The organism is Spirillospora sp. NPDC048911 (genome assembly GCF_043198015.1).
GTDB lineage: Bacteria > Actinomycetota > Actinomycetes > Streptosporangiales > Streptosporangiaceae > Spirillospora.
The window spans coordinates 854,851-867,772 of record NZ_JBICUD010000001.1 but is presented as its reverse complement, the minus strand read 5'-3'; the positions used below and the strand labels follow the sequence as shown (position 1 = coordinate 867,772).

Sequence of the window (12,922 nt, the reverse complement as noted above, 5' to 3'; positions counted from 1 at the left end):
TGAAGGACGTCTCGGAAACAATCGTTCACAGAGGGTGATGATCAGCAGGCGGCTCGATGCCCGAAACGCCCCGCTCGGCACGAACGCCCCGCTCGGAAGGAGCGCGCGGCCCGGCACGAACGCCCCGCTCGGCACGAACGCCCGGCTCGGCACGAACGCCCCGCTCGGCACGAACGCCCCGCTCGGGAGGAGCGCGCGGCCCGGCACGAACGCGGCCCGGCACGAACGCCCGGCTCGGCACGAACGCCCCGCTCGGCACGAACGCCCGGCTCGGCACAACGCCCGGCTCGGGCGAACGCCCGGCTCGGGCGAACGCGCGGCTCAAAAGGAGCGCGTGGCTCGGGAGGGGAGCCAGCGCGGGAGGGGCGGTCGGTTCGCGAGGATCAGACGACGCCGTAGAGGCGGTCTCCCGCGTCGCCGAGGCCCGGCATGATGAAGCCCTGCTCGTTGAGGTGCGAGTCGACCGCCGCCGTGACGACCCGGATGGGCACCTCGGTGCCCTCGAACGCCTGCTCCATGTACTTCAGGCCTTCCGGAGCGGCCAGCAGGCAGAGCGCCGTCACGTCGTTCGCGCCACGGTCGAGCAGCAACTGGATCGCCGCCGCCAGCGTGCCGCCCGTGGCGAGCATCGGGTCGAGGACGTAGCACTGGCGGCCGGACAGGTCGTCGGGCAGGCGCGTCGCGTACGTCTGGGCCTGCAACGTGCCCTCGTCGCGGATCATGCCGAGGAAACCGACCTCGGCGGTGGGCAGCAACCGGGTCATACCGTCCAGCATGCCGAGACCGGCCCGCAGGATGGGCACTACGAGCGGCTTGGGGCTGGCGAGTTGAACGCCCTGTGCGGCTGCCACCGGCGTCTCCACGGTGGCCTCGACGACGCGTACGTCTCGGGTGGCCTCGTAGGCCAGCAGCGTCACCAGTTCGTCGGCCAGCCGCCGGAACGTAGGCGAATCGGTCCGTACGTCCCGCAGCGTGGTGAGTTTGTGCGCGACGAGCGGGTGATCCACGGCGAGGGTCTGCATGGGGCTCACGGTAGCCCACGCCAGGTAGCCTGCCATCTCGGACCCCATGAGGATATGAGTCCCCTGAGCTGGGCAGTATGCCGTTATGACCCGAGATCGCAACAAAGAGCCGTCCCGTACCCCCGCGGCCCGGGACACATCCCCGTCCCCACCTGCACCGACAGAGCAGGAGGAGGACGTCGCGGACACTCCGGCGGCGGGCTTCGGCGGCCCGCGACGCCGGCTCGCGCACCCGCACGCCGTAGACGACCACGGAGCCGGGCGCGCGGCGTCCGTGGACGACCATGGAGCCGGACGCGCGGCGGACGCCATTCCGGTCGTCCTCGATCCGTTCGTCCTGACCCTCGTGCCGACCTCCCGGGCGGTACGCACCGTCCGGCGGCACACCCCTTCACCGGCGGCCCCCGGAACCTCCCAGCCCGCAGACGGGAAACGGCGGCCCGCCGACACCACGCCGCAACCCGCCGACGCCACGTCCTCCGCGAGCGCCACGCGGCGCCCCCCTCACACCGCCAGCACCCCGCCGTCCCCCCGAGCAGCCGGAGACCAGGCGGCCGAGGACGACGCGGAGCCGACCCCGGAGCAGGTACGTGATCACCTGCGGCGCCGCGCCATCTTCCTGCGCGAGCTCGCCGAGGCGCGTGAACTGCGCGAGCGCGTGACCCCGCACCGCGCACGGCGGGCGCGGATTCACGCGGCGTTGCGGCGCCGCACGTTCCGTCTCAACTGATCCAAATCAAGTAGGTTCGTACCGGCAGCGCTGGAACCAGCGCTGTTCCTCACCACGCGGGCGGTCGCACGCCCGAGTTTGCGGGTGGGGTACGCGAGGGCGCGCTGCATCTGCGACCATGCCCTGGCAGGAACCGTGCCGGTGGGGTGGAAATGACGGATGTGGACGCGACGGACTTCGCCGTCGTGGTGTATCGGGAAGACGATCGCTGGGAGGCCGAGATCCTCCCGGTAGCGCTGACCGAGGACCTGACGGGACTCGTCCACGCGCTGCGCCAGCAGCCCAGCCTCGGCGGGACGATCGGCCTGGTGTCGGTGGGCGACGACTTCTTCGTGGCGATCCGGCTGCTGGGCGACGAGGTGATGGTGTTCCTCTCCGACGTCACCGCGTCGGTCGACTGGCCGCTGGCCGGGCAGGTCCTCGACTATCTCGACATCCCGATCCCCGAGGACGAGGAACTCGACCAGGTGCTCCCGGTCGGCGACATGTCGATCTTCGCCGATCTCGGGCTGGACGAGATGGAGCTGGGCGCGATCTCCGGCGACCTCGAGCTCTACCCGGACGAGATGTTGCTGAGCATCGCCGGGCGCCTCGGCTTCGCCCAGCCGTTCGAACGGGCACTCGACGCACTCTCCTGATTTGTCCAGACTTCGCCTTATCCGCGCGAAGCGGACGTTCAAGGGTGTGTTCGGCGCAACCCGGTGGGTCACAATAACCACGTGTCCTATTTCGCCGCCGTCTTCGCCCAGACCCCACAGGGCTGGCTGGGGGCCGAGGCCATGCTCGCCGAGGCCGAGAGCGTCGACGATGTCGCCGACCTGATGCGCGAATGCGCCGTCGAGTCGTACGGCGACCCCGTGATCCTCCTGATCGAGGAGAACGACGACTGGTTCGCCGTCCTACGTCTGGACGGCGAGGAGGATCCGCGCGCCTTCGTGTCCGCCGTCCGCGAGGACGGCCTAGGCGGGCTGTTCCATCAGCTCGTGGGCGAGGTGCCCGACGGCGACGCCGCGGGCGACCCCGACCTCATGGACGACCTCGGCGTCGACGGCAAGCGTCTCAGCGAGCTCGGCGAACGCGCGATGCCAGGCGACGCGCTGCTCACCGTGGCCGAGCTGGCGGGCTTCGGCGAGGAGTTCGACCGGCTCCGTGACTGATCTCACTCCTGACGAGGAGTACGCCCCAGCCATGCGCCAGGCGTTGGCCGAGGCCCGCTTGGCGTACGAGGCGGACGAGGTCCCTGTGGGCGCCCTCGTCCTCGACGTCTCAGGCACCACCATTGGCCGCGGCCACAACGACCGCGAACGCACCGGTGACCCCACCGGCCACGCCGAAATGATCGCCCTACGCGAAGCCGCCTCCGCCCTCGGAACTTGGCGCCTCTCCGGCTGCACTCTCGTGGTGACGCTAGAGCCGTGCACGATGTGCGCCGGCGCCTCCGTACAGGCTCGCGTCGACCGCATCGTCTACGGCGCCATCGACCTCAAGGCGGGCGCCGTGGGCTCCCTCTGGGACGTCGTGCGCGACCGCCGCCTCAACCACCGCCCCGAGGTCTTCGCAGGAGTCCTGGCCGACGAGTGCGGCGCCCTCCTCACCGAGTTCTTCGTGCACCGCAGAGTCGGGTAGGCTCTCCCGCGGTGGTGTCGCCTAGTGGACGAGGGCGCACGCCTCGAAAGCGTGTGAAGTGCAAGCTTCCGTGGGTTCGAATCCCACCACCACCGCCACCCAGATGGCCGTCCACCCGGCCAAACGCTATGAGGGCGAGACCAACCGGTCTCGCCCTCAGCGCTTTTAGTCTCAGTTCTAGTCTCAGTTGCCGTTCTTAGGCCGCGCCTTGGCTCCCCTCGGGGTCGTCGTCCTGATCCTCGGCGGGCTCCCAGAGAAGACCGGCTACGCGCTCGGCGACGTCGCTTCGGATGACGTCACTCATGTGTTGGTACCGCTTGGCCATGGAGGCGCTCGACCACCCCATGATGGCCATCGCGGTGGGCGTCGGCACCCCGAGGATCAAGAGGACCGTCGCGGCCGTGTGGCGGGCATCGTGTAGACGGGCCTCACGAAGTCCGGCCGTCACGAGTAGGTCTTTCCACTCGTGGTAGTCGGTGAAGGGGTTGAGTGGCTCCCCGTCCGGCTTGGTGAAGACGTACCCCTTGTCCGTCCAGAGTTGCCGCGCCTAATCACGCTCGGCTTCCTGCTGAGCCTTGTGACGTTTGAGGAGTTCCAGGAGCGGCGCGGGGAGCCCGATCATGCGGCGTCCGGCCTTGGACTTGGTCCGCCCGGTCTCCGCCCGAACCTGTCGGCGCTGCGGGCAGTAACCCGCCTTACGGCGACCGCAGGACTCGGCCTCACAGCCATGGAGGTACTTGGGGCGTAGGCGGCCACGCCGGATACGGATCATGCTGGTGGTGAGGTCAACATCCTCCCACTTGAGGCCGAGGGCTTCGCCCTGGCGAAGCCCGAGGGCAAGCGCGAAGACCCAGCGAACACCGTTGCGTGGCTGCTCCCCCGCGACCTTGAGTAGCTTCTTGATCTCGCCGATCTCGTACGGCTCGAATTCCTCCTCATCCAACCTCGGTGCGGTGGCAAGGAGAACGGGGTTGGTGCCAAGGTGCCCACGCTTGACGGCGACGTTGAGAGCGTTGCGAAGGGTGCGGTGTACGTGGTGTGCCGTTCCGGCCGAGAGCCCCTTTGTCTCCTGCATCTTGGCGTACAGCTTCTCGCAGTGTTCGGGGGTGAGTTTGTCCAGGCGGTGAGCGCCGATGCCGGGGATGAGGTGCTTCTCGACGTCCACGCGGTATCCGGCGTGTGCGTTCTCAGAGATCCTCGGTGGGGTCGCGATGTTGTCGATCCAGTGCCGGAGCCACTTCTCAACGGTCCAGCGCTGTCCGGCCTTGGGCATCCTCCCCTTGTCTCGCAGTTCTTCCAGCTTCTTTACCTTCGCGGTGACCTCGGCCTTGGTCTTGGCCATGACGTGACGGCGGTCGGGCTTGCCGTCGTCCTTGGTGCCGACCGTCACGCGGCCGTGCCAGTAACCATCCTTGCCTTGGTAGATGCTGGATCGCCCGTTGGCGTTGCGCCCCATGGTGGCTGTTCCCCCTTGGCTAGTTGGACTGGGCAGCGGCCAGGAGGCCGGAGACGTAGGCGGCGAGGCATTCGGCGGGGACTCGGCGTAGGCGGCCGATGGTCACGCTCTGGACCTCGCCGGAAGTGATGAGGCTGTACATCTGCGTCCGGCCGATCTTCAGGCGCTGGGCGGCTTCCTCGACGGTCAGGAGAAGATCCGGCTCTGTGGACATGAGGGCGGTCACTGCGGAACCTCCGGGTTGACGGAACGGCGGCGGGCGGGGTTACGGAGCGTCGCGGGCAGCCGGGCCACGGTGGAGGTCTGGCAACGGTCAACGGGTCAACAGAATCCAACAGAATGGATTTCGTTAGATTCTGTGGACCTGTTGCTTGTTGACCGCTCTGGGCGGTAAGCCTCTCGCCGTGACGCTCGGTAAAGGCGGGGCGGCGGGTCATGGGAGATCGCCTATGGCGTTGGGGTGCGTCTCGTAGGTGGTTCCGGCCTTGCGTCCGGGGCCGCTCTTGGGCAGTGTCGGAAGACGTCGAATCCAGCCGTGCGACTCTAGGACCCGAATGGCGGGCTCCAGGTCTGCCACCTTGCGGAAGCGCTTGAGGGCGTGGATCACGTCGCGGGCAGTGAACCGTGTCGTACCGGTGCGTTCGGCCCAGTCCAGGAGGGCGCGGGCGTCGTTGACTGCGGGGTCGGCGCCGATGGCGTCGTAGGCGGCTTGTGCGTGGATGGTGAAGTACTCGCCAATGAGCCGGGCATTGCTGAACGTGGCCAGCGTGATGGGGCGGTCCCATCCGTCGCGGAAGTGCTCTGCCAGGTGCAATAGGGCGGCGATACGGACGACTGCGCCGACGTATTTGCCTGCCCAGTCGGTCATGTGGGCCAGGTCGCCGGTACCGGGCCGTAGGCGCGGTTCGGTCTCGCGAGCAAGGTCGAGAATGGAGGCCTCAGCGTCCGGCGCGAAATTCAGAGTGGCAGTCTCGGGCAACGCAGCCAGCGACAGGATGAGCGCGGTCACGTTGGCTTGATAGGTATCGCGGACATGCTCGGGCATCGGGTCAGGGCGTTCGTTGCGGAACCCTAGGAGCGAGGCGGGTACGGAGTAGAGCAGGCGGCCGAGTAGTCCTTGTTCGCCGAATTGGGGGGTTTCGCCGAGGCGGGCCAGGACGCCGGGTTGGGTGCAGATGCCCAGGGTGATGGTGGCGGCGGTGATGCGTTCGGCGGCGCGTCCGGTGCGGTCGATGCGCATCTCTTCGCCCGCGTGTCCGGACTTGAGGATGGCCAGGTTCGGGGTGCCGGAGTAGCGTCCGGCGGCGATGGAGAAGATCTCGCCCTCGGGTGACAGGATCGCGAAGCGTCCGCCCTGCTCGGCAACTCGCGTGGTGAGTACTTCGACGGTGGCGTCATCGGAGAACAGGCACGGCTCAGCGGGGATCGGGGTGTCTTCCAGGTCCAGGCGTGCGGCGGTGGCCTCGTCCATGGCGAGCGCGCGTTGGGTGGGGTCTTGGGCTGCGGTGGCGGCTTTCTCGGTCTTCTCTACGTTGGCCTCGGCGACCTTGCGCGCTACGGCGGCCTCTGCGATGCGTGGCTTTGCCTGTTCCACCAAGACGGCCTCGGCGGCTTTGATGGGGGCGGTCATGTGCTTGTAGACCTCGGACTTGCGGTTGCCCGGAGGCAGCACCACGAGGGTGAACAGGTTCGTCGGCTCGGTCCAGGTGGTGGCGCGGACCCACACCTTTCCGCCGGCGGCGACGCCGAGCACGGCCAGGGCCAGTGACCCGGCTAGGTCGGGTGGGGTTTGGGTGACCTCGGCCAGTCCGGCGGTGTACTCGCCGAGCCAGTCCGGGAACGCCCACACCGGGAACGGCGGCAAGTCGGGCGCGGCCGACAACGGCGCCGGGTCCGCCCACCCCTGCCCTTGGGCGGCGGCGTGCGCGTGCATCTCGGCGGCGACCGCGCCGCGTAGGTCGGTGTCGGTGTCGCCGGTGGCGCTGTAGCCGAGTTGCATGAGCCGGGTGCCGGTGGACACGACGCGGCGGGCGTAAGCGAGATCGCGGACGATGTGGGCGTAGTAGGTGGCGTTGGTGGCGGTGGGTACTTGGCTGATGAGGGTGTGCAGGTAGGGGGCGCCACCGAGGGCGGCCAGGTCGCGCGGGTTGATGGCGGCGGCCACGGCGACGGGTTCGAACGGGGCACCTCGGTCGGCCAGGCCGACGATGGCCGACCAGATCAGGCCGTGGGCGGGGCGGTAGAACTCGGTGCCCTCCAGCAGGCCGCGCACCTCGGCCAGGGCGGTGGGGTCGAGCATGAGGGCGCCGAGGGTGTGTTGTTCGGCCTCGATGTTGTGCGGCAGTGGCCGGACGAACTCGGCCAGCTCGGCGGCCGGGCCGTGCGGGTCGTCGCCGTGGATGACGTGCAAGCGGGGCGTGGTCAAGGCAGGTTCCTCCCGAGAGAACGAAGCGGGGTGCGGCGGCGGGCCTGCGGTCAACGGCGGTTGAGGCCGTTCCACAGGCGGCGGCCGAGGCGCAGTTGCGCGCCCTTGCCCGAGCAGCGGTTGCAGTAGCGCCAGGCGCGGCCGGACGGCGAGCGGAACTTGCCCGCGCCGTGACAGCGCGTGCACGCCCGGAAGGGCCACAGCCAGCAAGCGACGCCGTATCCGGCGGCGATCAGGAGGCCGATGGCGAGCAGGGTGGGCGTAGCGTCGGTGTGGGTAGCGGTAGCGGCGGCGAGGGGGGTCATGGTGCCTCCGGCGGGTGTTTCTGGGCAGGGTGAAGGGGGCGCGCTACCCGCTACCTGCGGGTATTGGCGCTGATCAGGTGGGTAGCGAGGGCGGTAGCGCGGTCGCTACCGCCCCGAGGTGTCCGCTACCGTCCGCCCGGCTCGGTCGGGCGGCCGGAGTCATGTCGAGCGGGTCTTAAGGGCGTCGGTGATGGCGTCGTGCTTGGCGCCCTTGAGCACCTGGCCGTCACGCTTGCCGTTCACGCTCGGTACACCGAACGAGCGCACCTGAGCCGAGATCGCCTCGGCCGTCAGATCCCCATACGAGGCCGGAAGCTTGTCCGCGAGGCGCGCGGCCAACTCTTGCCAGGGCAAGAAGCTCTCGCCGGGCAGGAACATGGCGTGCGTGTCAGCGAGCACGTCCCGCACCTGGCGGGCGGTGCGGTCTCCGGCCGCGTGCCCCGACAGTGTTCCGGCGCGCTCGCGAAGCTCGCGGGCAGCGGTGAGGATCCTTTCGGCGTCTTCGGCGTCGGCCAGGTGGGATCGCACGGTGGGGGTGTCGTCGGAGGCGCCGCGCAGGATGCCCACGCCCTTGTAGGAGGGCAGCAGCAGCGAGGAGTCAAACCCCTCGGAGTAGGCGCCCGCCCCGAGAACCAGATCCGACACCTGCCAGGAACCGGTGCGCAGGCTGAAGCGGGTTTGGTGGTTGTCCCGGAAGGAGTTGAACGACGTCGCCACCTGCCCCGCCCCGATCCCCGATGGCTTCTGCGTGGCGTCCACCATGAACACCCCCGCCGCCGGAGCGGTCTTGACCAGGAACAACAGCAGCGAAGCGATCTCCTTGTTCGCCTCAGCGTCCGGGGTGTCGTAGTACTCCTGGAACTCATCCAGGAACACGCCCCGAACGGGCATCCCGTGCCTGGGGTCACGCGCGATGTCCCGCGTGAGCTTGCCCTCCGGGCACACGTCGGTGGGCAGGTCCGACAACCGCTGGTAGCGGTCTTGAACGTCGGCCTTCAACTCGCGAAGCGCCTCGATCAGGATCTCGACCGGGTCGCCGTCGCGGGTCATCACCAGGCCGGAGGAGAACTGGTGAGCCACGAGCGCGAACTTGCGCCAGTCCGGCTTGCCCGAGGCGTCGAACACGCTTAGCCGGACGTAGGGGTCCAGCGCGGCGTACAGCGCCAGCAGCCGAGCGAAGAACGTCTTTCCCTGCCGAGGCTGCGCACCGACCATGGTCGAGTTCCACAGCAGCGGCACCGTCACCCCACGCCCGCGCTCGTCCAACCCGACCGGGGCAGGCTCCCAAATGTCGGTGGGCTTGCACCGCAGCAGCGGCGTCCGTCCCACGGGCACCGCGAGCGGGTCACGGTTGGCCACCCACAGCGTGTGACGCCGATGTGAGGTGGCGTCGCGGGTGACGAACACCTGCGAGATCGCCACGTCCAGGCCGGAGGCGAGCGCGTCCTTAGCCTTGATGACCTCGTTAAAGCCCTTCCCGTACGGCAGGTCCACGGTGACCTTGGACCCGTCGCCATCGGCAGCCAGGCCAGGCGCGGCGAACTGCACCTGCTGCTGGGGCTTGTCAGGGTGGCCCAGACCAGCGACGTAGTAGGCGCGCAGCACCACGTCATGAGTGATGACCCGGTACCGCGACGGGATCACCGCGTGCCCCACGATGCTGAGGCCGGCGGGACGGCCAATCCGTGCCAGCAGCGGCACCACCACCGCCACCGCGCCCGCCACCGCCCACAGTGAACCGGCCACGAACACGCCTCCGGCGCCGATCAGGACCACTTCGCCGAGCACGGCCAGGCCGCGCCCGGTACGCACCTTGACGGCCTCACGGTGCAGCTTGAGCCACAGGTCCGCGTCGCCCTTGCTCGCGGCGGCTTGACGCAGCGGCTCTTGCTCCAGCAGCCACCACCACCGCACCTGCCGACCGGTCAGCTTGCCTGCGCCGAGCAGGGCGTAGCCGGTCATCTTGACCGCATACCAGGGCGCGCGGACGGCGTGATAGGCGGTGATGTGCAGCCACCGCCCGACCAGCTTGCGCACGGCGGCCTTGAACGTCACCCGATCCCGAAACACCGGCGGGATGATCGAACGCCGCGCACCCTCGGTAGTGGCGTCGTCGCCCGCGGGGCGCAGGACCGTCCCCGACAACACCGGCCCTGGGGTGGTGTCGCCGGTCTCCTCTTGTTCCGGCTCGTCGAGCGCCACCGCGTACGAGGTGTCTTGCATCTCGGGCGCGGTCTCCGGCGGGGTGGCGTCCTCGGCGGGCGGAGCAGTCTCAGGGGTCGTGTCGGTGTCCGGCGTGGCGGTCGGCAGGGGCAGGCGAACAACGTCGGCCATGGGGTTGGGGGTGCCGTTGATCGTCATCGGGCGTCGTCTCCCTCGGTCGCGCTCACGGCCACGGCAGCGGGGTCGGCGGTCTGCGTAGTGGGATCGGTCGGCGCCTCGGTCTTCAGCCGAGCCAGCAGGGCGCCGACGCGTTCGTTACCGGCGCCGCTTCCGGCCTTACGCAACTCGGCACGCAACGCGTCCCGAGTGAGGGCACGGTCCTGCTTGGTCAGGTCGGCGGCGATGCGCCAGCCCAGCGGCATCAAGTCGTCCACGTCCGGGACGGTCCGCGCCGTGCGGCTACGTCCGCCCTTCGCACCGGTCCGGGACCGGGCACGGGACGTCGAGGCGGACCGTGCACGCTCCGTCTTGGGGACCGTCTCGGGCTCGGTCTTGGACGGATTGGGGTCGGTGTCGGTGGACGGTCCGGTCTCGATGGCGGGACGGTCCGTGGTGGGCACGGTGGCGGTCTCGGCGGCGGTGAGTTCGCCGAGGCGGTACAGGGCGCGGATGCGGCGGGGTGCCTTGCGGCGCCAGGTCCAGCGTCCGTAGGTGTCTTGTAGGTCGGTCAGGGCGAGCAGGCGGTCACGTTCGCGGCCGAGGGCTTCGGGGTAGGAGCGGATCTCCCACAGCACCATGCGGCGCCACAGCTTCAGCGTCGGCCACGGCGCCAGCACCCACCGCGAGACACGGATGCCGTCCATGCGGGTACCGGCCTCGATGCCTGCGCGGATGCGGACGACGTGGGAGCCGATCTCGACGGCCAGCACCCACAGGCATGGCAGGACCGCATGCGCGACCGCACCGAACGCCGTGGCCTCTTCCGCGACGTTCAGGTAGATCGTGGCGGCCGTCAGGGTCCAGGGGATGAGGCGCAGCCACCGCACCCGCATGTCCAGGCGGGCAAGGACGATGTCCAGCGCGGCGAAGATCGCGATGCCCAGGTCGATGCCGAGCGGGACGGTCCAGGCGAACCAGCCGAACGAGGGCCGCGCGGCCTGCTCGACGGCGGCGAAGCTGTTGACGAACCCCAACAGCCCCAGCACCGCCACACAGGCGGCCACGGTGGCGACGGCGGTGAACTCGTTGCCGGTCAGCGCGCGGGCCTGCGGCCGAGGCTGGTCAAGGTTTCCGAAGGATGGCGGCGGCGTGGCCAGGCTGTCAGCCATGATGGCGGTGCTCCTGTCTCTGCGAGGGGACTGGGAGTCATCGGGGCGGCCGGTTTCTTGGCGGGAACAGGGCCGTCCCGATGCTGCGAACGCGGTCATGACGCGGGCCTGATCGCCCGCCAGGTGCGGCCCTCGGCCAGGGGGATGGTGCGTTCGCTGCCGGTGGCGTCCACGCTGATAAGTGCGGTTCCGGTGATGCCGAGCCGGGCGGCGGCGCGGCGTACCGCCACGTCGATCGAGCTTCCGTAGGCGGTGATCTGGCGGTCGGCGTCGATCTCGGCGTAGTGGCGGTTGCCCTCTCGGCCGGTGGCCACGGCGGCGCCCGCGTGCGGACCGGTCGCCACGTAGCCGGTACCCCGTCCGGCGCCGACCAGATCCACCACGATCGCGGGCTTGACGTCCTCGGCCATGGTCAGGCCACCTCCCCCAGGGACGCGATGGCCAGCGCGGCGATCTCCTCGGCGGTGAAGCCCGCCCAGATGCCGAACTCGGGCAGCGTCGCCACCGCGTACTCAAAGCACGCCTGACGAAGCGGGCACGTCTCACAGACACCGATCGCGACCGCTTCGCGCACCTCGCGGTCCTCCGGCGTCTCCTCGGTCAAGGCGTCCGGGCCGGTGTGCAGCTCGGGGTCAAAGCGGCACTGGGCGCCCTCGATGGGCTCGCCGCGCAGATCGGTGGTGGTCTTGGCCAGGTTGGTCAGCGCGATGTGGATCATGATGCGGCTCCTTGCGGGGGAAGGGGATGGGCGGACGGTCAGCCGAGGGCGTTGGCGAAGCGCTCGATGGCCATGAGTCCCTGGTCGATGAAGTTGGCGGCCTTCTCGGGGTTCTTGAACGCGAAGACCACGAGCACGACGCTCGCGAGACTCGGCCAGATCTTCTTCGGCTGCTGCAACATCGGCGCGCCTCCTAGGCTCGTTGGCTTGTTTGCCAGTTTGCTGGCAAACCGGCGAACGAGCAGGACGCTAGACCGGACGGAGTGGCATGCGCAAGATCTTCTGGCGAAGTTTGTTGGCGAACTTGCAAACCGGTGTACTTTGAAGTCATGAAACCTCAGGTCACGCCCGCGAAGCGTTCAGTACCGCTCGCCATCGCCGACGACATCCGGATACGGATCGAGCGCGGCGAACTCACCCCAGGTGACAAGGTCCCCACGATTCATGAGCTCTGCGAAGAGTGGAGCTGCACGGTGGGCGCGGCCCGTGAGGCTCACCGCCTACTAAAAGATCAAGGGCTGGTCTCCGGCGGGCGGGGCAAGCCACTGACGGTGCGGGTACCGCCACAGCGCATCGTCAGGTCCTCGACGCGTCATCAGATCGAGAAGGATCTCGCCGTTCGACCGGAGCAGGAACGGGCACAGGTGGGCACCGCCGAACTGGAGACGAACATCGCGTTCGACCAGTTGGAGCACAGCGCCATCTACGAGGTGATCCGAGCGAACGAGGATCTCGCGAACGTTTTCAAGGTCAACGTGGGGACAGAGATCCTGCAACGGACCTATGAGACGCGAGTACGCAGGGGCGGGCACCGGAACGCGTGGAGCCTCTCGTACCTGCCTGTTGAACTGATCGGCGCGAATCCTGACTACCTCGATCCCAACAAGGAGCCATGGGCAGGCGGTACGCAATACCAACTGGCCAGCCTCGGGATCGAACTCGGGCGGATCGTCGACGAGGTGTCCGGCCGCATGCCGACCACCGTTGAGCGCCAGGAATGGGACATGGAACAGGGCGTCCCTGTCCTTGAGGTTCGCCGCGTTTCCATCGACACGAACGGCCGTGTGGTGGAGGTGTCCGACGCTGTGTTTCCTGCCGATCGAACCGAACTGTCCTTTGAGACGCCGCTCGCTCCTTGGGAGAAGTGAC

Annotated in this window: 15 protein-coding genes, 1 tRNA gene and 1 pseudogene; 6 read left to right on the top strand and 11 right to left on the bottom strand. The window is 68.9% G+C overall.

Annotation, left to right across the window (positions count from 1 at the left end; all coding sequences use genetic code 11):
• Positions 1 to 383: 383 nt before the first annotated feature.
• Complete coding sequence (upp, locus tag ACGFNU_RS04125) at positions 384 to 1,022, bottom strand: uracil phosphoribosyltransferase (protein WP_392589986.1); 639 nt, start codon at positions 1,020 to 1,022, stop codon at positions 384 to 386.
• Positions 1,023 to 1,107: 85 nt separating this feature from the next.
• On the opposite strand from upp, the gene ACGFNU_RS04120 reads away from it, so the two are divergent.
• The 5 genes from ACGFNU_RS04120 (at position 1,108) to ACGFNU_RS04100 (ending at position 3,476) form a co-directional block, all read left to right on the top strand.
• Positions 1,108 to 1,752 (top strand): hypothetical protein, encoded by a 645-nt coding sequence (locus ACGFNU_RS04120; RefSeq protein ID WP_392589985.1) that lies wholly within the window; start codon positions 1,108 to 1,110, stop codon positions 1,750 to 1,752.
• Positions 1,753 to 1,904: 152 nt separating this feature from the next.
• Entirely contained in the window at positions 1,905 to 2,390 is a 486-nt protein-coding gene (locus ACGFNU_RS04115) for a tRNA adenosine deaminase-associated protein (protein WP_392589983.1), read from the top strand.
• Between the two features lie 81 nt (positions 2,391 to 2,471).
• Positions 2,472 to 2,909, top strand: coding sequence for a hypothetical protein (locus ACGFNU_RS04110; protein WP_392589981.1), 438 nt, complete (start codon positions 2,472 to 2,474; stop codon positions 2,907 to 2,909).
• On the top strand, positions 2,902 to 3,378 hold the full coding sequence (gene tadA, locus ACGFNU_RS04105; RefSeq protein WP_392589980.1) for a tRNA adenosine(34) deaminase TadA: 477 nt from the start codon (positions 2,902 to 2,904) through the stop codon (positions 3,376 to 3,378). Before ACGFNU_RS04110 ends, tadA begins: the two co-directional genes overlap by 8 nt.
• Positions 3,379 to 3,388: 10 nt before the next feature.
• Positions 3,389 to 3,476: transfer RNA gene (locus ACGFNU_RS04100), tRNA-Ser, on the top strand.
• A 212-nt stretch (positions 3,477 to 3,688) separates the two neighbouring features.
• Here the strand turns inward: ACGFNU_RS04100 and ACGFNU_RS04095 are convergent.
• From ACGFNU_RS04095 to ACGFNU_RS04050, 10 genes and pseudogenes are all read right to left on the bottom strand, one after another.
• A pseudogene (locus tag ACGFNU_RS04095) lies at positions 3,689 to 3,892 on the bottom strand (tyrosine-type recombinase/integrase); the annotation flags it as partial.
• A 33-nt stretch (positions 3,893 to 3,925) separates the two neighbouring features.
• On the bottom strand, positions 3,926 to 4,834 hold the full coding sequence (locus tag ACGFNU_RS04090) for a site-specific integrase (RefSeq protein ID WP_392589978.1): 909 nt from the start codon (positions 4,832 to 4,834) through the stop codon (positions 3,926 to 3,928).
• A gap of 19 nt (positions 4,835 to 4,853) precedes the next feature.
• Positions 4,854 to 5,060, bottom strand: a complete 207-nt coding sequence (locus ACGFNU_RS04085; RefSeq protein ID WP_392589976.1) for a helix-turn-helix domain-containing protein — start codon at positions 5,058 to 5,060, stop codon at positions 4,854 to 4,856.
• 207 nt (positions 5,061 to 5,267) lie between these two features.
• A complete protein-coding gene (locus tag ACGFNU_RS04080) occupies positions 5,268 to 7,259 on the bottom strand; it encodes a DUF3987 domain-containing protein (protein ID WP_392589974.1) in 1,992 nt (663 codons plus the stop codon).
• 50 nt (positions 7,260 to 7,309) lie between these two features.
• Complete coding sequence (locus ACGFNU_RS04075) at positions 7,310 to 7,564, bottom strand: hypothetical protein (RefSeq protein ID WP_392589972.1); 255 nt, start codon at positions 7,562 to 7,564, stop codon at positions 7,310 to 7,312.
• Between the two features lie 159 nt (positions 7,565 to 7,723).
• On the bottom strand, positions 7,724 to 9,925 hold the full coding sequence (locus tag ACGFNU_RS04070; RefSeq protein WP_392589971.1) for a hypothetical protein: 2,202 nt from the start codon (positions 9,923 to 9,925) through the stop codon (positions 7,724 to 7,726).
• Positions 9,922 to 11,055 carry a DUF2637 domain-containing protein gene (locus ACGFNU_RS04065; protein WP_392589969.1) on the bottom strand — a complete coding sequence of 378 codons (1,134 nt, stop codon included), beginning with the start codon at positions 11,053 to 11,055 and terminating at the stop codon, positions 9,922 to 9,924. The genes ACGFNU_RS04070 and ACGFNU_RS04065 overlap by 4 nt, the downstream gene beginning before the upstream one ends.
• Before the next feature lie 95 nt (positions 11,056 to 11,150).
• Positions 11,151 to 11,465, bottom strand: coding sequence for a hypothetical protein (locus ACGFNU_RS04060; RefSeq protein ID WP_392589967.1), 315 nt, complete (start codon positions 11,463 to 11,465; stop codon positions 11,151 to 11,153).
• 2 nt (positions 11,466 to 11,467) lie between these two features.
• Positions 11,468 to 11,773, bottom strand: a complete 306-nt coding sequence (locus ACGFNU_RS04055; RefSeq protein WP_392589966.1) for a WhiB family transcriptional regulator — start codon at positions 11,771 to 11,773, stop codon at positions 11,468 to 11,470.
• 38 nt (positions 11,774 to 11,811) lie between these two features.
• On the bottom strand, positions 11,812 to 11,955 hold the full coding sequence (locus tag ACGFNU_RS04050) for a hypothetical protein (RefSeq protein WP_392589964.1): 144 nt from the start codon (positions 11,953 to 11,955) through the stop codon (positions 11,812 to 11,814).
• Between the two features lie 147 nt (positions 11,956 to 12,102).
• Between ACGFNU_RS04050 and ACGFNU_RS04045 the strand changes: the two genes are divergently transcribed.
• Positions 12,103 to 12,921 (top strand): GntR family transcriptional regulator, encoded by an 819-nt coding sequence (locus tag ACGFNU_RS04045; protein WP_392589962.1) that lies wholly within the window; start codon positions 12,103 to 12,105, stop codon positions 12,919 to 12,921.
• The last annotated feature ends 1 nt before the right edge of the window (position 12,922 follow it).